Origin of the sequence: Chromohalobacter sp. 296-RDG (assembly GCF_029889885.1) — a bacterium.
GTDB lineage: Bacteria > Pseudomonadota > Gammaproteobacteria > Pseudomonadales > Halomonadaceae > Chromohalobacter.
This window is the reverse complement of record NZ_JARANY010000079.1, coordinates 1-8,389: the sequence shown is the minus strand read 5'-3', so window position 1 is coordinate 8,389 and position 8,389 is coordinate 1. Positions and strand designations below refer to the sequence as shown.

Annotated in this window: 4 protein-coding genes; all 4 read right to left on the bottom strand. The window is 51.5% G+C overall.

The window, feature by feature from the left end:
• On the bottom strand, positions 1-2,256 hold a 2,256-nt coding region (locus OP495_RS15615), incomplete at its 3' end, for a flagellin (RefSeq protein WP_280570599.1).
• A 158-nt stretch (positions 2,257-2,414) separates the two neighbouring features.
• Positions 2,415-3,005 carry an adenylyl-sulfate kinase gene (gene cysC, locus OP495_RS15610; RefSeq protein ID WP_348521324.1) on the bottom strand — a complete coding sequence of 197 codons (591 nt, stop codon included), beginning with the start codon at positions 3,003-3,005 and terminating at the stop codon, positions 2,415-2,417.
• Positions 3,006-3,023: 18 nt separating this feature from the next.
• A complete protein-coding gene (locus OP495_RS15605; RefSeq protein ID WP_280570597.1) occupies positions 3,024-6,995 on the bottom strand; it encodes a tetratricopeptide repeat protein in 3,972 nt (1,323 codons plus the stop codon).
• A 202-nt stretch (positions 6,996-7,197) separates the two neighbouring features.
• Positions 7,198-8,376, bottom strand: a complete 1,179-nt coding sequence (locus OP495_RS15600) for a FliC/FljB family flagellin (RefSeq protein WP_280570601.1) — start codon at positions 8,374-8,376, stop codon at positions 7,198-7,200.
• Positions 8,377-8,389 lie beyond the last annotated feature (13 nt).

Sequence of the window (8,389 nt, the reverse complement as noted above, 5' to 3'; positions counted from 1 at the left end):
AGATGGCAATAGCGATAAGACCGTCTGCGGCACTTGGTTGGCCTGCGCTAGCATGGATTGAGATGCTTGTTGGATGACTTGCTGCTTCATCAGTTTTGAGCTTTCGTCGGCATAGTCGGCATCCATAATGCGCGAGCGTGCTGCGACGGTATTCATTTCAGCGGTGGAGAGTCCATCGATGACGCTATCAAGCCGATTATGCATGGCGCCTAGCATGCTGCGCTTGTCGTCGACACGTTCAATCGCTTCATCCAGCGTTGCGAGTGGGTCGTTGGGTTGCTTGATACGGATCTCATCATCATCCGCATTGATGTTGACGACGGTGCGTTTATCGCCTGTATCGGCTTGAATCAGGTCAGCATCCGTGGAGGCGGAAAAATCGAAGTCGAAATAAACCAGAACTTCGCTACTTCCTTCGGAGGTTTGAACGAGTGTGTTCGCACTCTTCAGGTTATCTACTAGCGTGCCTTTGACGAAGCTTTCATCGGAATCAACGTCGTCCGAGAGTCGCATATAATAGCGGCCATCTTCGTCCTGACGTAGTACGTCATTATATGTACGTGGATTGCCATCCTCATCACGAGCAGTGTAATTGACTTCTACGTTCGATTCGTCAAGTGTGATGTCGGACGTGCCGTTTATCTTTTCGATAGTGTCAAATGTACGAGGTATGCTTCCAGAAGTGGTATCAGTAGTGGTTGTTACAGTATCGGTATCGCTTGCTGTAATTGAAATCTGTGCCTTCGTATACTCATATCCGCTACCAGAATCACGTTCAATATAATAACCACTATCATGAATTTCATCTTTCAAAAGGCGGCCATTCGAATCGTCCGTATCTGCCGGGCTAAAGTCGATATCCGTACTGTCAAATGTGATTTCATCGACAGCGCTAGGTGTAGTAAACCCAGCCTGAGTAAGCCCTGTTGATTCAGTGGCGTCAACAGATAGCGTATCTCCATCTGCCGAGGAAAGCTCTGCCTTCAGGTATTCGGTGCTAGTGCCGTCATCTTGCTTTATATAATAATTACCATCATGGGTTACGAGAGCCTGGGTGCCATCTGAAAATTTCGAGCCAGTATTGTCTTTAAATTCGACCATCGAATAATCGCCGTAAGGGCGGTCGGTTTCAGTACCGCTTTCGTCAACGGTGATAGTGTCATCATCTTGAACGTCAGTCATTGTGACATCCGTGTAGACGGTATTATTTTTTGCCGTCGCCGTGATACTTGAGGATGCTCCGGTATCTGTAAGCTCAATGTCAGATTCACGGTAGACAGTGTTGCCATCTTCTTGGCTCTTGATGAAATGCTTGCCGTCAGATGAAACGAGTTCAGGTGAGTCGGCTGATGGTACACTGGTGCCATCGTTAAGCTCGAACGTCTGCCGTGACGAATCAGGCATTTCTAATGTTATGACTTCAGAGAATGCAGGGGAGTTAGCACTTATTGTGACGTCATTATGATTGGTGTCGGTGTGATGAACAGCGGTCTCGCTATTATAGTAATAATATTTCGGTGAGCCGTCTTCCTCCCTTTTTATATAACGGCCTGAAAGATCTCCAGAGCTAGAGACATAGTCCACGGCGTCGTTATTTTGCTCGGTGCCATTGACGTACATAGACAAATCAGTCGACACTTCGGCATCTGTATCTGGTTTGAGCACGATATCCCGAGCGGTACCTTGGAGTGTCTTGCGGGGCGTTATCTCACCCTCAAGTCCATAGATAGTAAAATCTTCCAAGCCTAGCTCATCAACGCTAAATCCTGGCGAGCCCAAATCGACCGAAAGCTCTTGGCCGTCATCGGCACCTACCTGGAGATCGACCGCGCCGGCATCGCCATTGAGTAGTGACATCCCATTGAATTCGGTCTGCTCGTTCAAGCGGTCGATTTCTTTCAGGTTCTGGTTGATCTCCGCCTGGATGGCATCGGCGTCATCGGCTGTGATCGTGCCATTCAGCCCCTGGACGGATAGCTCACGGATACGCTGGAGCCGATCATTGACTTCATCCAACGCTCCCTCGGCCGTCTGGATCATGGAAATGCCGTCGTTGGCGTTGCGCGCCGCCTGGTGTTGGCCTGCTTCCTGCGCCGCCATGCGGTTACCGATGGCCTGGCCGGCCGCATCATCCGCTGCGCTATTGACCTTCAACCCCGAGGACAGTCGCTCAAGCGTCGTGCCCAACTCGCTATTGGCGCGCCCCTGGTGCTGGCGGGCAGTGAGAGAGAGCAGGTTAGAGTTGATAACGGCCATGTCGAGTCCCTGGGCATGGAGAAAGCATTGGTTGTATCTCCTGTGAGATCGGCATGAACGAAAGGAGCTTTAGGGAGTAGCGATAAAAATTTGGGTAATGAAACGAGCCGTGAAACACGGTGGCTTGTCGGGCTCGTCTCATAGCATGCCTGAGGGTTTTACTGCCCAAGGTAGCCGTTAGCTTGTAGATAGCGGATGACCTGGTCTGCTGCTTCGTGTGGTTGGAGGCCGTCATTCACGATACGTAGCTCAGGCGTTTCAGGCGGCTCGTAGGGCGAGTCGATGCCGGTGAAGTGCTTGATCTCACCGTTGCGTGCTCGATGATACAGTCCCTTGGGATCGCGCTGTTCGCAGGTGGCGAGCGGCGTGTCGATGAAAACCTCAATGAAGTCACCTTCTCCCATCAGCTCACGCACGTTGTTCCGGTCGGCACGAAAAGGAGAGATGAATGCGGCCAGAGTGATGATCCCCGCATCGACGAACAGCCGTGACAGCTCGCCAATACGGCGGATGTTCTGGACTCTGTCTGCGTCGGAGAACCCCAAATCCCCATTCAAGCCATGGCGCACATTGTCACCATCGAGCAGGTAGGTGCGCTTGCCCATGGCATGCAGCTTTTCCTCCACCAGACCGGCGATGGTGGATTTTCCAGAACCGCTGAGCCCCGTGAACCACAACAGGCACGTCCGGTGCCCGTTGAGGTGTTCGCGATATGAGCAGTTGATGTTGTGGTTTTGATTAAAATTTATGCTTAGGTGCTTGTGACTTTATTGAGGGGTTTTGCAGTACTGTTCCCATAAAGCCTCCACCTTTTCAGGATCTACGTTTTTCTTTATTTTGAAAACGCCGGCCGTTTCTTCTTTTTCGACCAAGTCCAGAAAGTCCAGTATTTCGTGGTAATTTTTTCTGTTCCAGAAATCGTGTATGAATATTCTAGTCTCTGCTGGCGTGGGTGAATATGTGAGAGTGTGTTGTATTGCTGATAGTGTGCAAGCCACACGAAAGCGGCCATCAACCAGTATAAAGTCGAAAGGCTTTTGGTGGTCAAAGATAGCTTGGCTATATTGCGGAAACTTGTCTGAATTCTCCAGTGAAGCTGGAAACCCCCATTCTTTATTTGGGCCAATATCTACAGCTTCGACTTGACAGTTTTTCCCAGTTTTTTCTTTTAAAGCGCGCACCCAGTTTCTATCACTCTCTACCCCATAAACAGTGAGGCCTTCTTGTGTTGCCCACACAGTAGAGCCACCAGAGCCAAACTCGAAATAATTAGTTGTATTTTTCAAGCATCTTGAAAAAGCTTCTTGTTCTTTTTTGGACATATATGGAGAGCTCGGTATCTCAACATCTTGTGTAGTTTGGTTGTGCTGACCAAATTGGCTGGTATCTATTTTGTAATCATTTTTTAGGAAATTTGCAATTTTTTCCGGGGTATCTTTTTCAATGTCATAGACAATAAAATTCGCACCTTTGTCTTCGAAAAATCTTTTAGTATTGTTGTGATGTTCGATCCACTCTTTTTTCCAGTACGCTAAGAGTTCTGTCTCAGTGAGATCTAGGGCTGACATATAGCGTTCAGCAAGAGCACGATGGTTCATTCTACTTCTGAGCCATTTTTCCATGCTTCTTGTGTTAAGTATGTAATACGCGTCTGGGTAGTGATGATATATATATTCATATTCTTTGTAAGGTTCAAGTATATACTTTTCAGTAACCTTGTTCATGTCGGTAAAGCCGATTATATTTTTAAAGTCCATGAAAGGGTCTTCGTTGCGATGCATTCGTTCGAAAAATTGTTCAGCAATAGAACCACCTTCCCAATGCATGCTTGGTATTTTGCTTTTTTCAAAAAGTTTCCAGAATGATGTTGTGGCACATTTGTTGAATCCAATTTGGAATATTTTCCTTTTATTATTTTGTGTGATTGGTTTTGAATGGTTATGGGAGGAATCTTTCTCTAATTCTGTCGAATCCGTATCGGTGGCTTTATGTTCAATTGCATGCTGCAAGTACGAGCCTGCAGTATTTGCCTCTATCTGGGCTAGCATGTTGTATGCTACGTCTTTTATTCCATAGGCGCTATGTAAAATAAAAGCTAATTTTGTTTTTTGGTTATCGCTAAGTAACCCTTTCCGAGCATCATTAGGCAGAAGGAGTACATCAACACTTGCCAGTTCGGTAGCTTGGCGCTGGGCTTCCGGTACGTCTTCAGGCAGGTGGCTGCGGTGTTGCGGTTCGTGTAGCCGGTAGAAGCGAAAGCCGTTGCGGCTGGCCCAGTGTTGCAGTTCCGCGAGGTTGGGTTGGCGTTCGTGCGTGGGTTGAAACGCGACCTTTACCTGGAGCAAGAGGGTGTCTTTCAGCGCTTGGGTGCCGTTGTCGAGAATCGCGGTGGCGTCGTTGAGGTCGTCCAATACCAGCCAGTCGATGGCGGGGAGGCCGTCGATGCTGTCGAGTTTGATGGTGTTCAGCGGTAGCCGGGTGAGTACTTGGCTGCCGGTACGGATGGCCTCGGGCTGGTACTCGTCACCCAGTGGTGCCAGGCTGGCGCTCAGCTTGGGGTCGAGGCATGCATGCAGTTGACCCGGCTGGCCGTCACCGAGTGTGGCGCTGGGGTAGTAATGCACGCCCTTGTGCTGCTTGAGCGAGGTGTCCAGCGCTTGGCTGCTGGGGTCGAAGGCGATAAGTTCGAGGGCGTCACGTTGTAGTAATTGGCGGATGACCTCGTTGTTTAGTAGTTGACCACCATTATCCACCGCGATGAGTTTGCCTTCGAATTGCCATTGAAATTCGGCATCTTCTTCTGACGCTTCTGCGTAGTGGATCTCCACCGGGGTGTCTTCATCTTCGAACCGAGCCTCGCCATCTTTATTGAAAGTGAGGGCGGCAGGGGTCTTGTCGTCGCAGTAACGCTGCCAGATGGCGCGCATGGCATTCGTGAAATGCCGAGCGAAGCGTGGGCCGTCGCATACCGGAGATTGCAGCAATATGTCGCGCAGGTGCTGGCGAATGGTGCCGAGGCTTTCCAGGTCACTGGCGAGTTCGATCACGCGTTCGCGGTATTCTTCCCAGCTGTTGACCACCAACTCTGGCATGCCGGCATGAACGAGGTGAGTCGCGCTGTGGCGGCCGGCGAAAGTCGGGCCAGGGAGTGTGACCACAGGCACACCCATGATGAACGATTCGCACGTCGTCAAGCCGCCCGAATAGGGCCAGGGATCAAGTGAGATATCCGCGCGATTGTAGGCCTCCAGCATCTCATGGTTGTTACCGGGGCCTTCGATAACTAACCGCTCACGGTCGATGCCCTCAGCTTCAAGTGTGGCATACAGGCGTTCGCAGAAGCTCTCGCTCGTGTAGGGACGCCCCTTGAGCAACAACCGAGAATTAGGCAACTCATGCATAATGCTTGCCCACTGCTTGAGCGCGACATCATTGAGTTTGGTGGGATTGTTGAAGCACGCTAGGGTGATGTAACCATTATGCTGCGCCGGTGGCGCACTCAATGCAGGCAGCTTTTCGGGTGGGTTGAAAACGATATAGTCATCCGGCATGCGAATGAGCTCCTCGGTGTAGTACTCATCTTCGCCTCCCGGCGTCTCGACGTGATCGCTGATCAGGTAGTCGATGGCTTGCACACCCGTGGTGTTGATCAAGCCGCCGACCCATTTGACGATCAATGGCGCCGGCTGCATGGCAACCGCGCGCATTCTCGAGCCCGTGTTATGCCCTGAAAGGTCGATAAGAATATCGATTTCGTCGTCACGAATCTGCTGTGCAAATTCCTCATCGCCAAGGTGGCGAATCGGTTGCCAATGCTGCGCACAACGCTGAATCCGCTTTGTGACAGCATCCACTGCATCACTTGTGGTATAGCAATAAAGCTCGAATTGGCCCTTGGAAAGTTGCTCCAGACATCGGGTGATCATCTTGCCTACGGGGTGCTTGCGAAAGCCATCCGATAGCAGTCCTAGGCGTAATTTTTGCTCGGCCGCTGCATTAGGGCGCTCTGGCCGTGGTGGCACAAGATGACTGGCGGGCGCGAAGCGTTCTTCCCAAGATTTGGCAAATGCCATGAGCTCTTCCCGAGACACTCTTGGATCATAGTGAAGAGCCGTCAGGTGATTGGAGTAGGGAATAGGGTGCTGGCCTACTTTGTTTGCCTGCTCATAATAGGTGTAAGAGTCATTGAGACGCCCCAGGTCCCGCAGCATATTGCCGGCATTATTCCAGGATGAGAAATCTTTTGGTACCAGCTTCGTAAGATGACGGTAAAGGTCAAAGGCTTCTTCGTAGCGGTATAGTCCGCTAAGGGTACTGGCGAGTGTGTCAATGGCGGGAATGTGCTGGGGCGATGCTGCATAGGCCTTTTGTGCATATTCCAGGCCTTGCTGAAATTCGCTGCGATCAATATGCAGCCTGGCGAGTGTCACAAGCCCGAGGGTGAGTATCGGGTTTTGTGACAACGCATTGTGCAAATAGGTAAATGCGTCTTGTGGCCGGTTCTGGTGATAGGCGACATGCCCGAGCCATGCTTTTTGATCGACGTTGTCTGGTCGTAAACTTTGCGACTGTTCGAGGGCTTCTCTGGCGTTCTGCCAGTCTTTCTGCTCGACCAATAGGCGCCCTAGTGCTAGCCAGGCATCAGGATCCGAGGGGGCACGCTGTGTCTGCTTGCGAGCCTGAGCTAAGGTGATCTTGTCGTTCGTGCTTGCGTGACGGCGATTGCGTTTTTTGGACATAGGGATCGCATGGTGATGGTGATCGATATCACCACTATAAAGTGCTGCGACGATGTCAAAGGGCGGAAAAGCCCGATAGGGAGTGGACTTTTACGGCTTTTGCGGTGGATAGGTTGAGAAGAGAAGAAAGATGAACCAAAAAAGCGGGCCCATTCGGGCCCGCTTCGTTTTTACTGCGGAACTTGTTGCTGAAGGCTGGTGGTTACCCCAGCAGTGACAGGGCGTTCTGCGGCAGCTGGTTAGCCTGGGACAGAACGGAGGTACCGGCCTGTTGCAGGATCTGGTTCTTGGTCATGTTGGAGACTTCGTCCGCATAGTCGGCATCTTCGATGCGCGAACGAGCGGAGGTAAGGTTCGTTTCGGTGGTGTTCAGATTGGTAATCGCCGAGTCGAAGCGGTTCTGCAAGGCACCCAGTTCGGAGCGCTGGCTATCGACTTGGCCGATCGCATCATCAAGTGCACCGAGAGGATTGGGTGTGCTGACTTCAGTCGGATCATCAGTGATATTAACCGCTTCTGCATCTTCGGCCACAGTGTAGCTAACGGATGCTGCGGTATTGCCGGTGCCAGTTTCTGCAGTTAATTCAGCCGCGTAGTAATTAGTGTCTCCGCCATTCTCATTTTTGACGTAGGCATTGCCATCGGCATCGCTGACGATGGTGTTAGTGCCTCCATTATCAACTGGTGTATCGCTAAGGTTAGATGCCATAGCGATTGCGCCTGTGGAGATTTCGGTGGCACCAGCAGTCGTTGAGGCACTGCTACTCACCGCAGTGAAGTCTTGACCATCAACAGTGACGGTTTCGCCTTCTGCGACGCTCCGCGCGCCGCCTGTGGCCAGTGTCGGGCCATTAACATTGAAATCACCGAGTTGCAGCGATTCGGAATTGACTTCTTGCAGGTTCATGGTGATGGTCTGGCCATCTTCGGAGCCGACTTGGATGGACATTTCCTGATCTTTAGCGAGAACGTCGACACCGTTGAAGCTGGTTTCTTCGGAGATGCGGTCGATTTCGCCTAGGCGCTGATTGATTTCGTCTTGGATGGAATCCAGGTCTTCTTGGCTGTTGGTGCCGTTTTCGGCCTGAACGGTCAGTTCACGTACGCGCTGCAGGTTGTCGTTGACCTGGTTGAGAGCGCCCTCAGTGGTTTGGGCGACGGAGATGCCGTCGTTGGCGTTGCTCTGCGCTTGGCTGAGGCCGTTGATCTGGCTGCTCATGCGGTTGGCGATGGCCTGGCCGGCGGCGTCGTCGGCGGCGCTGTTGATCTTCAACCCCGAGGACAGACGCTCCATGGAAGTGGACAGGTCATTCTGTGACTGGCTCAGGTTTTGCTGGCCGATCATGGCCGTGATGTTCCTTCCTCTCTGTTTGGGCTCCATTGGCCCGCCGTCG